A 12,672-nucleotide genomic window follows, 5' to 3' on the forward strand; every position below is an offset into this window, starting at 1 on the left:
CGCTCCACATCACAACAACGCCACTCACGGCTAGTACGTATCAAGAAAGGACGCCCATCATGGCGAAGCTCAGCACCGACGAGCTCCTTGAGGCCTTCAAGGAGATGACCCTGATCGAGCTCTCCGAGTTCGTGAAGCAGTTCGAGGAGACCTTCGAGGTCACCGCCGCGGCCCCGGTTGCCGTCGCGGGCGCCGCCCCGGCCGCCGGTGACGGCGAGGCCGGTGGCGCTGCCGAGGAGCAGGACGAGTTCGACGTCGTCCTCACCGCGGCCGGCGACAAGAAGATCCAGGTCATCAAGGAGGTCCGCGCGCTGACCTCCCTCGGCCTGAAGGAGGCCAAGGACCTCGTCGACGGCGCTCCGAAGCCGATCCTCGAGAAGGTCGACAAGGACGCCGCGAACAAGGCCAAGGAGGCCCTCGAGGGCGCCGGCGCCACCGTCGAGCTCAAGTGATCTGCGCCCTCGGCTGAGGGCATCTGATCCGCTGCGAAGGGCGGGTCGCACCGATCAGGTGCGGCCCGCCCTTCGTCGTCCCCGCACCCCAGATCCGAATCTCCCTAGGTTCCTGTCAGATGCCCGGGAAATTTCCTCGGCGGCTTGTCAAACGCCTAGGGGAATTCGGATCTGGCGAAGGGGGAGGGCAGGGCGAAGGGGGAGGGGCTGGTGTGGTCAGAGGAGCGGGCGGTAGGGGGAGATGAGGCCTTCGGAGACGCGCAGGACGAGCGGGCGCTCGATCCACTCCTCGAGCGTCAGCTCGGTGCAGTTCTGGGCGTCGGCGGCGAAGATCTCCTCCATCTGCGCGGCGACGCCGGAGTCGAGGATCTCGATGTTGATCTCGTAGTTGCCGGCCAGGCTGAGCCGGTCGAGGTTCGCCGTGCCGACCGTGCTCCATCGCCCGTCGATCGTCGCGGTCTTGGCGTGCACCATCGCGTTCTCGTAGCGCAGGATCCGCACCCCTCCCCGCAACAGGCGCTCGAAGCGGGCCCGGCTGGCCCAGTCGGCGACGATGTGGTTGCTGAAGTGGGGCACGATGATCCGTACGTCCACGCCGCGTCTGGTGGCGTCGGTCAGGGCCCGCTCGAGCACCGAGTCCGGCAGCAGGTAGGCCACGGTGAGGTAGACGTTCTTCTCGGCCCGGTCGATCGCCTCGAGGTACATGTTGCGGATCGGGTAGACCATGTCGACCGGGGTGTTGCGGTGCACCCGCATGTTCTGGCTCCAGGTCCGGGCCATGGGGGTGTGCACCCGCGGGACGGAGTTGCCGGGTGCGACGTTCCAGTAGTCGATGAAGGCGTTGCTCAGCTCGACGACCATCTCGCCGCTCACCCGGGCATGGGTGTCGCGCCACCGGTCGGCGTACAGCGCGCCGATGTTGTAGCCGCCGAGATAGGCCGCGTCGTGGTCCACGACGAGCAGCTTGCGGTGGTCACGCCCGAGGTTGCGGGGGAGGACGTACGGAAAGTGTCCGATGAGCGGGTGCCGCTTGACGTGGATCCCGTCCGGCAGGTCGAAGAAGGAGCGCGGGACGACAAGGTTGGCGAACTCGTCGAACGCGACGAAGACCTCGACCCCCCGCTCGTGGGCCCGGACAAGGGCGTCCTTGAAGGCGCGCCCGACCTCGTCGTTCTTCCAGATGAAGGACTCGAAGAAGATGTGCGACCGCGCGGCCTCGATGTCGGCGAGCATGTCCTCGTAGAGCGACTCGCCCGAGGTATAGATCCGCAGCCTCCCGCCGTCGACGTCGATGACCCGTGACTCCGCCCGAGGCAGCCGCCGGCCCGGTCGGTCGCGCTTGCGGAGCGTGTCGAAGGCGAGGAGCCCGGCCACGGTGAGCGCCTGAGCCGCGAGCGTCGTGGTCAGGCCTGTTCGGAGGAGGCTTCGGGCATAACGGTCGGGCATGCCCGCACTTTAGGCCTGCCTGCTTGACGAAGGGGGTGCGCGTGGTTCATCCTCGTCGCGTCGACACACCCACGTGCCGAAGGACGCGCCCGGCTTGCGGCCGGGACCACGTGGCGACCACCGTCAGGTCGGGGACTTGACCGGGTTGGACAGGCGTGCCCCTCAGCCCCTATGCTGAACCCTTGCGCTCCCCTTGCCCTCTGTCGTCGTGCCTGCGCTCAGCGTCACCGCCCAGCGGTTGTCGCCCGGTGCTGCGGCGCGACGGTGCAGATCGGTGATGGACAGCGCCACCCGACCATCACGGCCCGTGGAAGGAACATCCTTGGCTGCCTCGCGCACCGCATCCCCGATGTCCACCGCAAGGACGGCCAGCGGCCGTCTCTCGTTCGCGAAGATTCGCGAGCCCCTGGAGGTCCCCGACCTCCTCGCCCTCCAGACGGAGAGCTTCGACTGGCTCCTCGGCAACCAGCGCTGGCAGGAGCGGGTCGCCGCTGCCAAGGCCAGCGGTCGCAAGGACCTGCCGGCCAAGTCCGGCCTGGACGACATCTTCGAGGAGATCTCCCCCATCGAGGACTTCTCCGGCTCGATGTCGCTGTCCTTCTCCGAGGGCCGCTTCGAAGAGCCCAAGTACTCGGTCGATGACTGCAAGGAGCGCGACCAGACCTACTCCGCGCCCCTCTTCGTCACCGCGGAGTTCATGAACGCCGAGACCGGCGAGATCAAGAGCCAGACCGTCTTCATGGGCGAGTTCCCGCTCATGACCGACCGCGGCACCTTCATCATCAACGGCACCGAGCGGGTCGTCGTCAGCCAGCTCGTCCGCAGCCCCGGCGTGTACTTCGAGCGCACCCCGGACAAGACCTCCGACAAGGACGTCTACTCGGCCAAGGTCATCCCCAGCCGGGGCGCCTGGCTGGAGTTCGAGATCGACAAGCGCGACATGGTCGGCGTGCGCGTCGACCGCAAGCGCAAGCAGCCGGTGACCACCCTGCTCAAGGCGCTCGGGATGACCGAGGCCGAGATCCGCGCCGAGTTCGAGGGCTACGAGTCGATCGAGCTCACCCTCGAGAAGGACCACCTCGAGGACCAGGACCAGGCGCTGCTCGACCTCTACCGCAAGCTGCGGCCGGGCGAGCCGCCGACCCGTGAGGCGGCGCAGAACCTCCTCGACAACCTCTACTTCAACCCCAAGCGGTACGACCTGGCCAAGGTCGGCCGGTACAAGATGAACCGCAAGCTCGGGGTCGAGGTCGGGCTGGACGCGTCGGTGCTCTCCCTCGAGGACATCGTCGCCACCCTGAAGTACCTCGTCGCGCTGCACGCCGGCGAGGACACGATGCAGGGCAGCCGCGACGGCGAGACCGTGGAGCTGCCGGTCGAGACCGACGACATCGACCACTTCGGCAACCGCCGGGTGCGCTCGGTCGGCGAGCTGATCCAGAACCAGGTCCGCACCGGCCTCTCCCGCATGGAGCGGGTCGTGCGCGAGCGGATGACCACCCAGGACGTCGAGGCGATCACGCCGCAGACCCTGATCAACATCCGGCCGGTCGTCGCCTCCATCAAGGAGTTCTTCGGCACCAGCCAGCTCTCGCAGTTCATGGACCAGAACAACCCGCTGTCGGGTCTGACGCACAAGCGTCGCCTCTCGGCGCTGGGGCCGGGCGGCATCAGCCGCGACCGCGCCCAGATGGAGGTCCGTGACGTCCACCCGTCGCACTACGGCCGGATGTGCCCGATCGAGACCCCTGAGGGCCCGAACATCGGCCTCATCGGCTCGCTCGCGAGCTACGGGCGGATCAACTCCTTCGGCTTCATCGAGACGCCCTACCGCAAGGTCGAGGACGGCAAGGTGACCGAGACGATCGACTACCTGTCCGCCGACGAGGAGGACAAGTACATCGTCGCCCAGGCCAACGCCGAGCTCAGCGACGACCAGCGCTTCGTGAACGAGCGGGTGCTGGCGCGGACCAAGGGCGGCGAGGTCGACCAGGTGCCGGCCGAGGACGTCGACTACATGGACGTCTCGCCGCGCCAGATGGTCTCCGCGGCGACCGCGATGATCCCCTTCCTCGAGCACGACGATGCCAACCGTGCGCTCATGGGCGCCAACATGCAGCGTCAGGCGGTCCCGCTGGTGCGGGCCGAGGCGCCGTACGTCGGCACCGGCATGGAGCACCGTGCCGCGCTGGACTCCGGCGACGTCGTCCGGGCCGAGAAGGCCGGTGTCGTCACCGAGGTCTCTGCCGACCTGGTGACCGTGGCCCAGGACGACGGCGGCAGCCGCTCGTACCGGATCATGAAGTTCAACCGGTCCAACCAGGGCAACTCCTACAACCAGCGCGTCATGGTCGCCGAGGGCGAGCACGTCGAGGCCGGCCAGCTGCTCGCTGACGGCCCGGCGACCGACGGCGGCGAGATGGCCCTCGGGCGCAACCTGCTCGTGGCCTTCATGCCGTGGGAGGGCTACAACTACGAGGACGCGATCATCCTCAGCCAGCGTCTGGTGCAGGACGACGTCCTCTCCTCGATCCACATCGAGGAGCACGAGGTCGACGCCCGCGACACCAAGCTCGGGCCGGAGGAGATCACCCGGGACATCCCGAACGTCTCCGAGGAGGTCCTCGCCGACCTCGACGAGCGCGGCATCATCCGGATCGGCGCGGAGGTGCGCGACGGCGACCTCCTCGTCGGCAAGGTCACCCCGAAGGGGGAGACCGAGCTCACCCCGGAGGAGCGGCTGCTCCGGGCGATCTTCGGTGAGAAGGCGCGTGAGGTCCGCGACACCTCGATGAAGGTCCCGCACGGCGAGACCGGCACGGTCATCGGCGTCAAGGTCTTCGACAAGGATGAGGGCGACGAGCTGCCCCCGGGCGTGAACCAGCTGGTGCGCGTCTACGTCGCGAACAAGCGCAAGATCACCGACGGTGACAAGCTCGCCGGCCGCCACGGCAACAAGGGCGTGATCTCGAAGATCCTCCCGGTCGAGGACATGCCTTTCCTCGAGGACGGCACCCCCGTCGACGTCGTGCTCAACCCGCTCGGCGTGCCGGGCCGGATGAACATCGGGCAGATCCTCGAGCTGCACCTCGGCTGGGCCGCCAGCCGCGGCTGGGAGATCGCGGGCAACCCGGAGTGGGCCCAGATGATCCCCGAGGACGCGCGCTCGGCCGAGCCGGACACCCGTGTCGCGAGCCCCGTCTTCGACGGTGCCAGCGAGGAGGAGATCCGCGGTCTGCTCGACTCGACCCGCCCCACCCGGGACGGTCAGCGGCTCATCGACAGCTCGGGCAAGACCCAGCTCTTCGACGGCCGCTCGGGCGAGCCGTACCCGGACCCGGTCTCGGTCGGCTACATGTACATCCTCAAGCTGCACCACCTCGTGGACGACAAGATCCACGCCCGCAGCACGGGGCCGTACTCGATGATCACCCAGCAGCCGCTCGGTGGTAAGGCACAGTTCGGTGGCCAGCGCTTCGGCGAGATGGAGGTGTGGGCCCTCGAGGCCTACGGCGCCTCCTACGCGCTGCAGGAGCTGCTGACGATCAAGTCCGACGACGTCACGGGCCGCGTCAAGGTCTACGAGGCGGTCGTCAAGGGCGAGAACATCCCCGAGCCGGGCATCCCCGAGTCCTTCAAGGTGCTCATCAAGGAGATGCAGTCCCTCTGCCTCAACGTGGAGGTCCTCAACACCGAGGGCGGCACCATCGAGATGCGAGACAACGAGGACGACGTCTTCCGGGCCGCTGAAGAGCTCGGCATCGACCTCTCCCGGCGCGAGCCCTCCTCGGTCGAGGAGGTCTGACCCGGCCGCGACGAAGGGGTGAGCTGCTCACCCCTTCGTCGCCGGGCGGCAGGCCCCACCCGACCCACCTGACCTTTTGAGATTCACCTCGATCAACGAGAGAAGGAAGCACGTGCTCGACGTCAACTTCTTCGACGAGCTGCGCATCGGCCTCGCGACCGGCAAGGACATCCGTAACTGGAGCCACGGCGAGGTCAAGAAGCCGGAGACCATCAACTACCGCACCCTCAAGCCGGAGAAGGAGGGGCTGTTCTGCGAGCGCATCTTCGGCCCCACCCGCGACTGGGAGTGCTCCTGCGGGAAGTACAAGCGGGTCCGCTTCAAGGGCATCATCTGCGAGCGCTGCGGCGTCGAGGTGACCCGGGCGGGCGTGCGCCGCGAGCGGATGGGCCACATCGAGCTCGCCGCCCCCGTCACCCACATCTGGTACTTCAAGGGTGTCCCGAGCCGCCTCGGGTACCTCATGGACCTCGCCCCGAAGGACCTCGAGAAGGTCATCTACTTCGCGGCGTACATGATCACCAGCGTCGACGAGGACCAGCGTCACGCCGACCTGCCCTCGCTCGAGGCCGAGATCGAGACCGAGCGCAAGGCCATGGAGAACAAGCGTGACTCCGACGTCGAGGCGCGCGCCAAGAAGCTCGAGAGCGACATCGCCGAGCTCGAGGCCGAGGGCGCGAAGTCCGACGCCAAGCGCAAGGTCAAGGACTCCGCCGAGCGCGAGATGAACCAGATCCGCAAGCGTGCGGACGCCCAGGTCGAGCGGCTGAACCAGGTCTGGGACCGCTTCAAGAACCTCAAGGTCCAGGACCTCGAGGGTGACGAGGCGCTCTACCGCGAGATGCGGGACCGCTTCGGCATGTACTTCGAGGGCGGCATGGGCGCCGCGGCGATCCAGAAGCGCCTCGAGACCTTCGACCTCGAGGCCGAGGCCGCCTCGCTGCGCGAGACCATCGCGACCGGCAAGGGGCAGAAGAAGACGCGCGCCCTGAAGCGGCTCAAGGTCGTCACCGCCTTCCTCACGACCGAGAACGAGCCGGCCGGGATGGTGCTCGACGCCGTCCCGGTGATCCCGCCGGACCTGCGTCCGATGGTCCAGCTCGACGGTGGCCGCTTCGCCACCTCGGACCTGAACGACCTTTACCGCCGCGTGATCAACCGCAACAACCGGCTCAAGCGACTGCTCGACCTCGGCGCGCCCGAGATCATCGTCAACAACGAGAAGCGGATGCTGCAGGAGGCGGTCGACAACCTCTTTGACAACGGCCGTCGTGGTCGTGCGGTGACCGGCCCGGGCAACCGTCCGCTGAAGTCGCTCTCCGACATGCTCAAGGGCAAGCAGGGCCGCTTCCGTCAGAACCTCCTCGGCAAGCGCGTCGACTACTCGGGCCGTTCGGTCATCGTCGTCGGCCCGCAGCTGAAGCTGCACCAGTGCGGTCTGCCCAAGGCGATGGCGCTCGAGCTCTTCAAGCCCTTCGTCATGAAGCGGCTCGTCGACCTCGACCACGCCCAGAACATCAAGTCGGCCAAGCGGATGGTCGAGCGTCAGCGCCCGGTCGTGTGGGACGTCCTCGAAGAGGTCATCACCGAGCACCCGGTGCTGCTCAACCGCGCGCCCACGCTGCACCGTCTGGGCATCCAGGCCTTCGAGCCGCAGCTCGTCGAGGGCAAGGCCATCCAGATCCACCCGCTCGTCTGCACCGCCTTCAACGCGGACTTCGACGGTGACCAGATGGCCGTGCACCTGCCGCTCTCGGCGGAGGCCCAGGCCGAGGCCCGCATCCTCATGCTGTCCTCGAACAACATCCTCAAGCCGGCCGACGGCCGGCCCGTGACCATGCCCACCCAGGACATGATCATCGGCCTGTTCCACCTCACCTCGGAGCTGGCGCACGACGGCGAGGTCGACGACGAGGGCAACCCCCGGCTGCGCTCCTTCGCCTCGACCGCCGAGGCGCAGATGGCCTTCGACGCCGGTGAGATCAAGATCGGCACGCCGGTCAAGATCCGGCTGCACGACGTGCGGCCGCCGGAGGGCACCGAGCTGCCCGAGGGCGTCGAGCCGGACGAGAGCGGCGTGCTCGCTCAGTGGACCGCGACGACCACGCTCGGCCGGGCGATCTTCAGCAAGTGCCTGCCGGGTGACTACGCCTTCGTCAACGAGCCGGTCGACAAGAAGCGGCTCTCGACGATCGTCAACGACCTCGCCGAGCGCTACACCAAGGTGCAGGTCGCGGCCTCGCTCGACGCGCTCAAGGAGGCCGGCTACTACTGGGCCTCCCGCTCGGGCACGACCGTCGCGGTGAGCGACGTCGTCACCCCCGACAACAAGGCGGAGATCCTCGCCGAGTACGAGGCGAAGGCGACGAAGGTCCAGACCCAGTACGAGCGTGGTCTGATCACCGACGACGAGCGGCGCCAGGAGCTCATCGAGATCTGGACCCAGGCGACGAACAAGGTCGCCGACGACATGCAGGAGAACTTCCCCAAGGACAACCCGATCTACCGCATGGTCAGCTCGGGTGCCCGAGGCAACTGGTTCCAGCTGCGTCAGATCGCCGGCATGCGTGGCCTCATGGCCAACCCGAAGGGCGAGATCATCCCCCGTCCGATCCGGACCAACTTCCGCGAGGGCCTCTCCGTGGTCGAGTTCTTCATCTCGACCCACGGTGCCCGCAAGGGACTGGCCGACACCGCGCTGCGGACGGCGGACTCGGGGTACCTCACCCGTCGTCTCGTCGACGTCAGCCAGGACGTCATCATCCGCGAGGACGACTGCGGCACCGAGCGTGGCCTGACCATGCCGATCGCCCAGCACGACGAGGTCACCGGGACCCGGCGCCTGCACGACGACGTCGAGTTCACCGCCTACGCCCGATGCGTCGCGGCGGACGTGGAGTCCGGTGGCGAGGTGCTCGCGGAGGCGGGCTCCGACCTCGGTGACGTGGTCATCGGCCGGCTCTACGAGGCGGGCATCGACGAGGTCAAGGTGCGCTCGGTGCTCACCTGCGAGTCCAGCGTCGGGACCTGCTCGAAGTGCTACGGCCGCTCGCTGGCGACCGGCCAGCTCGTCGACATCGGCGAGGCCGTCGGCATCATCGCGGCCCAGTCGATCGGTGAGCCCGGCACCCAGCTGACGATGCGGACCTTCCACACCGGTGGTGTGGCCGGTGACGACATCACCCAGGGTCTGCCGCGTGTCGTCGAGCTCTTCGAGGCGCGCACCCCCAAGGGCGTCGCCCCGATCGCCGAGGCGAGCGGCCGGGTCACGGTCGAGGACACCGACAAGGCCCGCCGGATCCTCCTGGCGGCCGACAACGGTGACGAGCACGCCTACCCGGTGAGCAAGCGCGCGCGCCTGCTCGTCGAGGACGGGCAGAGCGTCGAGGTCGGCACCCAGCTGGTCCAGGGCGCGATCGACCCGAAGCAGGTGCTGCGCATCCTCGGGCCGCGGCAGGCGCAGAAGCACCTCGTCGACGAGGTGCAGAAGGTCTACCGCCAGCAGGGTGTGTCGATCCACGACAAGCACATCGAGGTCATCGTCCGCCAGATGCTGCGGCGGATCACCGTGCTCGAGTCCGGTGACACCGGGCTCCTGCCGGGCATGCTCGCCGAGCGCTCCCGCTTCGAGGACGCCAACCGGCGGGCTGTGTCCGAGGGTGGCCGCCCGGCCTCGGGTCGCCCCGAGCTCATGGGCATCACGAAGGCTTCGCTCGCGACCGACTCGTGGCTCTCCGCCGCCTCCTTCCAGGAGACGACCCGCGTCCTCACCGAGGCCGCGATGGAGGCCAAGAGCGACCCGCTGCTCGGCCTGAAGGAGAACGTCATCCTCGGCAAGCTCATCCCGGCCGGGACCGGGCTGCTGCGCTACCGCAACATCGCGGTGGAGCCGACCGAGGAGGCCCGCGCGGCGATGTACACGCTGCCGAGCTACGACGAGTACGCCTACCCGGTCTTCGGCCCGGGCAGCGGCGAGGCGGTGCGCCTCGACGACGCGGAGCTGGGGCTGGACCGCCTCTGACCTGCGCGCTCGAGCCCGCCGAAGGGGGGACTGGTCACCATCGGGTGACCGGTCCCCCCTTCGCCCTGCCACCCACGTATCGGGTTCAGGGAGAAGGTGCGCCTTCACCCGACTACCGACCCCGGGTGAAGGTGCACCTTCTCGGGTGAGGCGCGACGGGCCACCGCGAGATGGTGCTGGTGTGACGGATGTGGCGACGACAGCCGACGATCCCCGGAAAATCAAGGGAAACACGCCGGGGAGCTGGGTCGCATCCCTCGCCGAATCGTGGTGGAGTGGCCCTTGTTCGAGCCCCCTACAGAAATGGGAGATCCCCCATGAACAAGTCCGAGCTCGCCAGCGCCGTCGCCGAGAAGGCGGGCGTCTCGCAGTCCAACGCCGCCGAGGTCATCACCGCCCTCCAGGAGGTCCTCTCCGACGCGGTCGGCAAGGGCGAGAAGGTCACCGTCCCCGGCTTCTTCAGCCTTGAGCGCGTCGAGCGCGCCGAGCGCAAGGGCCGCAACCCGCAGACCGGTGCGGAGATGACCATCCCCGGCGGCTACGCCGCCAAGCTCTCCGCCGGCTCCGCCCTCAAGGCGGCCGCGAAGGGGTAGTGAGTCCCGCTTGATTGACGAAGGGGGTGAGGCCGCCGGCCTCACCCCCTTCGTCGTGCCCTGGCGCGGTGTGCCGCTACCGGCGCCGGCGCTGGGGGTTGGTCGTGCGACCCCCACCGCTGTGGCCTGGGAACGGGGTGCCGTTGATGGCCTCGCCGCGCAGCAGCCGGCGGTCGTACTCGGCCTCGCCGCCCATCGACGCTGACCGTCGGGCCAGGACGACCAGCAGGGCGAGCAGGACGAGGAGGAAGGGCACGAGGATGATCCAGAAGTCCATGCCTCGGTCTACCGCTCGGGGTGACAGGATGAGCCAGGTGAGTCACCGGGAGGAGCGCGCGATGACCGCGCGCGCGACGGTCGGCCGATGGCTGCTTGCCGGTGTGCTCGCCGTCGGCGCGGTCGCGCTGCTGGTCAAGCCCGGCGGCGCGTCGAAGGTCCTCGGGCTCGCCATGGCCGCGGTGGCGGTGACGATGCTCGTGCGCAAGGACCGCACGAGCGCGACGGTCCTCGCGGTGGTCCTGCTCGGGGCGGCGGTGGCCTTCCTCGCCCTCTTCCTCACCGGCAACGCGCAGATGATCGTGGACTGGTACCACCGATGAGCGCGCCCGACCTGCGCGATGCTCTCGTCCTTCGCCCGCAGACCCGCGCCGACGACGCGGCGGTCGCGGCGCTCGTCGACTCGGCCTTCGCCACTGACGCAGGGGGAGCCGGGACGGTCGAGCGGCGTCTGCTCGGCGAGCTGCGCGCCGACGGCGACCTCGTGCCCGAGCTCACCCTGGTGGCCGAGGTCGACGGCGCCGTCGTCGGTCAGGTCGCCTGCTCCACCGGTGACCTCGCCGGCCGTCCGTCCATCGGGCTCGGTCCGATCTGCGTGCGACCCGACCTGCAGGGGCGGGGGATCGGCGCGGCCCTGATGTCGGCCGTCATCGCGACCGCCGAGCGACGGGGGGACCCGGTCATCGTCCTGCTCGGAGACCCCGACTACTACGGCTTCTTCGGGTTCGTCCCGGCGGTCGACCTCGGGATCGGCTCGCCGGGCCCGTGGCCCGACCGCTTCTTCCAGGCCAAGGCGCTGCGCGCCTGGCGACCAGAGCTGGCCGGACCCTTCCGGTACGCGCCGGCCTTCGAGCGCCTGAAGGACTGAGCGAAGGGGGGCCTCCGGCCGCGATTTGTGGCCCGCGCCGCCGCGCCGGTATCGTTGACCCTCGTGTGCTGACCCGCCGGGAGGTGGTCGACGCGCACGCGGTGTCTCGAACCACCCGGTTCGAGCAGCTACCTCTCTCGCCGGGCGCCTCGTGCCCTGCCCCCCGACGGTGACGTCGGAGCGCAGATCGGGGAGTGCAGGGGAGAGCGCCGTCGCCGACACGCCCGACATCGGGGGTCGGTGAGGGTCACCCCAAGGAGCGTGACCGGCCCAGGTCGGCGCGCAGAAGATCATCGACGTACGGAGTTTTCAGGTTGCCTACCATCAACCAGCTGGTGCGCAAGGGCCGGCAGGACAAGACCACCAAGGTCGCCACTCCTGCCCTCAAGGGCTCTCCGCAGCGCCGTGGCGTGTGCACCCGCGTGTACACCACCACCCCCAAGAAGCCGAACTCTGCCCTGCGCAAGGTCGCCCGTGTGCGCCTCACGTCGGGCATCGAGGTCACCGCCTACATCCCGGGCGTCGGCCACAACCTCCAGGAGCACTCGATCGTGCTCGTGCGTGGTGGCCGGGTGAAGGACCTCCCCGGTGTCCGCTACAAGATCGTCCGCGGCTCGCTCGACACCCAGGGCGTCAAGGGTCGTCAGCAGGCCCGCAGCCGGTACGGCGCCAAGAAGGAGAAGAAGTAATGCCTCGCAAGGGTCCTGCTCCGAAGCGCCCTCTGGTCGTCGACCCCGTCTACCAGAGCCCGCTCGTCACCCAGCTCGTCAACAAGATCCTCATGGACGGCAAGAAGTCGATCGCCGAGTCCATCGTCTACGGCGCCCTCGAGGGCTGCCGCGAGAAGACCGGCACCGACCCGGTCCAGACGCTGCGGCGCGCGCTCGACAACGTCAAGCCGAGCCTCGAGGTCAAGTCCCGCCGCGTCGGTGGCGCGACCTACCAGGTCCCGATCGAGGTCAAGCCCGGCCGCGCCACGACGCTGTCGCTGCGCTGGCTCGTCGGCTACGCCCGCCAGCGTCGTGAGAAGACGATGACCGAGCGGCTGATGAACGAGATCCTCGACGCGAGCAACGGCCTCGGCGCTGCGGTGAAGCGTCGCGAGGACACCCACAAGATGGCCGAGTCCAACAAGGCCTTCGCCCACTACCGCTGGTAAGACCCCAGAGCGGGGCGAAGGGGGAGGCAGCCTCCCCCTTCGCCCCGGCACC

10 protein-coding genes are annotated in these 12,672 nt (G+C 68.7%); 8 read left to right on the plus strand and 2 right to left on the minus strand.

Translation table 11 applies throughout. The features are described from left to right. Positions 1-59: 59 nt before the first annotated feature. Positions 60-452, plus strand: a complete 393-nt coding sequence (gene rplL, locus FB557_RS03750; RefSeq protein ID WP_144855632.1) for a 50S ribosomal protein L7/L12 — start codon at positions 60-62, stop codon at positions 450-452. Positions 453-668: 216 nt separating this feature from the next. Here rplL and FB557_RS03755 read toward each other — a convergent pair whose 3' ends face one another. Then, complete coding sequence (locus tag FB557_RS03755) at positions 669-1,898, minus strand: phospholipase D-like domain-containing protein (RefSeq protein WP_144855633.1); 1,230 nt, start codon at positions 1,896-1,898, stop codon at positions 669-671. 322 nt (positions 1,899-2,220) lie between these two features. Here FB557_RS03755 and rpoB point away from each other — a divergent pair, with 322 nt between their 5' ends. The 3 genes from rpoB to FB557_RS03770 all read left to right on the plus strand — a co-directional run bounded on the left by rpoB (position 2,221) and on the right by FB557_RS03770 (position 10,317). Continuing rightward, positions 2,221-5,703 (plus strand): DNA-directed RNA polymerase subunit beta, encoded by a 3,483-nt coding sequence (rpoB, locus tag FB557_RS03760; protein WP_144855635.1) that lies wholly within the window; start codon positions 2,221-2,223, stop codon positions 5,701-5,703. Positions 5,704-5,815: 112 nt separating this feature from the next. After that, positions 5,816-9,724 (plus strand): DNA-directed RNA polymerase subunit beta', encoded by a 3,909-nt coding sequence (locus FB557_RS03765; RefSeq protein ID WP_144855637.1) that lies wholly within the window; start codon positions 5,816-5,818, stop codon positions 9,722-9,724. Positions 9,725-10,041: 317 nt separating this feature from the next. Further along, on the plus strand, positions 10,042-10,317 hold the full coding sequence (locus FB557_RS03770; RefSeq protein WP_144855639.1) for an HU family DNA-binding protein: 276 nt from the start codon (positions 10,042-10,044) through the stop codon (positions 10,315-10,317). Positions 10,318-10,393: 76 nt separating this feature from the next. On the opposite strand, the gene FB557_RS03775 is transcribed toward FB557_RS03770, so the two are convergent. Then, positions 10,394-10,594: a hypothetical protein gene (locus tag FB557_RS03775; RefSeq protein WP_144855641.1), complete on the minus strand. Its 201-nt coding sequence runs from the start codon at positions 10,592-10,594 to the stop codon at positions 10,394-10,396. 28 nt (positions 10,595-10,622) lie between these two features. Here FB557_RS03775 and FB557_RS03780 point away from each other — a divergent pair, with 28 nt between their 5' ends. From FB557_RS03780 to rpsG, 4 genes are all read left to right on the plus strand, one after another. Further along, positions 10,623-10,916 carry a hypothetical protein gene (locus FB557_RS03780; RefSeq protein WP_144855643.1) on the plus strand — a complete coding sequence of 98 codons (294 nt, stop codon included), beginning with the start codon at positions 10,623-10,625 and terminating at the stop codon, positions 10,914-10,916. Continuing rightward, a complete protein-coding gene (locus FB557_RS03785) occupies positions 10,913-11,461 on the plus strand; it encodes a GNAT family N-acetyltransferase (protein ID WP_246074379.1) in 549 nt (182 codons plus the stop codon). The genes FB557_RS03780 and FB557_RS03785 overlap by 4 nt, the downstream gene beginning before the upstream one ends. Before the next feature lie 314 nt (positions 11,462-11,775). Next, positions 11,776-12,150: a 30S ribosomal protein S12 gene (gene rpsL / locus FB557_RS03790; protein WP_144855644.1), complete on the plus strand. Its 375-nt coding sequence runs from the start codon at positions 11,776-11,778 to the stop codon at positions 12,148-12,150. Beyond that, a complete protein-coding gene (gene rpsG, locus FB557_RS03795; RefSeq protein ID WP_144855646.1) occupies positions 12,150-12,620 on the plus strand; it encodes a 30S ribosomal protein S7 in 471 nt (156 codons plus the stop codon). The genes rpsL and rpsG overlap by 1 nt, the downstream gene beginning before the upstream one ends. Positions 12,621-12,672 lie beyond the last annotated feature (52 nt).

It is taken from the genome of Marihabitans asiaticum (genome assembly GCF_007828725.1).
Taxonomy (GTDB): Bacteria; Actinomycetota; Actinomycetes; order Actinomycetales; family Dermatophilaceae; genus Marihabitans; species Marihabitans asiaticum.

Excerpts from the sequence above, each read along its gene's own strand:
- rplL (WP_144855632.1), top strand. The coding sequence starts at position 60 with ATGGCGAAGCTCAGCACCGACGAGCTCCTTGAGGCCTTCAAGGAGATG.
- FB557_RS03755 (WP_144855633.1), bottom strand. The coding sequence starts at position 1,898 with ATGCCCGACCGTTATGCCCGAAGCCTCCTCCGAACAGGCCTGACCACG.
- FB557_RS03770 (WP_144855639.1), top strand. The coding sequence starts at position 10,042 with ATGAACAAGTCCGAGCTCGCCAGCGCCGTCGCCGAGAAGGCGGGCGTC.
- FB557_RS03775 (WP_144855641.1), bottom strand. The coding sequence starts at position 10,594 with ATGGACTTCTGGATCATCCTCGTGCCCTTCCTCCTCGTCCTGCTCGCC.
- FB557_RS03780 (WP_144855643.1), top strand. The coding sequence starts at position 10,623 with ATGAGCCAGGTGAGTCACCGGGAGGAGCGCGCGATGACCGCGCGCGCG.
- FB557_RS03785 (WP_246074379.1), top strand. The coding sequence starts at position 10,913 with ATGAGCGCGCCCGACCTGCGCGATGCTCTCGTCCTTCGCCCGCAGACC.
- rpsG (WP_144855646.1), top strand. The coding sequence starts at position 12,150 with ATGCCTCGCAAGGGTCCTGCTCCGAAGCGCCCTCTGGTCGTCGACCCC.